Origin of the sequence: Brucella grignonensis (genome assembly GCF_002252505.1) — a bacterium.
Taxonomy (GTDB): domain Bacteria; phylum Pseudomonadota; class Alphaproteobacteria; order Rhizobiales; family Rhizobiaceae; genus Brucella; species Brucella grignonensis.
On sequence record NZ_NNRL01000079.1, the window covers coordinates 1 to 517 of the forward strand.

Consider the following 517-nt stretch of genomic DNA (forward strand, 5'->3'; position numbering starts at 1 on the left):
CCTGGACCGAAGAACGGATCGTGCCGACAATCCGGGTGATATTGTAGGGCTGGTAGCTGACGAAGCGCACGCGGTTGTCCTGCTGCGCGCTGGCCGGGATCTCCAGGGCCTGAACAGGAAATGCAGCCAGTGCCGCGATGACGGCCATGGCAAGGAACGATTGATTTCTCAATTCAAGGCCTCCGGATCGGCCCGGTACTCGCTCACCACGAACCCAAGCGGGTTCACCAACCGGTCGCTGGAGGATATTGGGGCATTGGCATAGGAATAGGTGATCGTTGCCACCCAATGGGTTGTGCGGACGTCTTCGCCGCGTGTGATTGTCCGCGTGTAGCGGACTGAAACGACATTGCTGTTGATGAGTGAGATCGACTTGATCCCGATGCGGGAGGTTGCGGAGCGCCCATAGACGTTCTGCGGCGATTCCGGATTGCCGCCGCGATATGCGGCGGCGAAGCGCTGCTGCTCAGCCGCATTCGACATCAGCGAGGCGGTCCGGAAATTCTCCTCTGCTTCT

Annotated in this window: 1 protein-coding gene and 1 pseudogene; both read right to left on the bottom strand. The window is 60.0% G+C overall.

Annotated elements, in window-relative coordinates:
- Positions 1–148 (bottom strand): annotated as a pseudogene (locus CEV33_RS24335) (P-type conjugative transfer protein VirB9); the annotation flags it as partial.
- Positions 149–168: 20 nt separating this feature from the next.
- Positions 169–517, bottom strand: a 349-nt coding sequence (locus tag CEV33_RS00995; RefSeq protein WP_268875784.1) for a virB8 family protein, incomplete at its 5' end; no start/stop codon positions are given.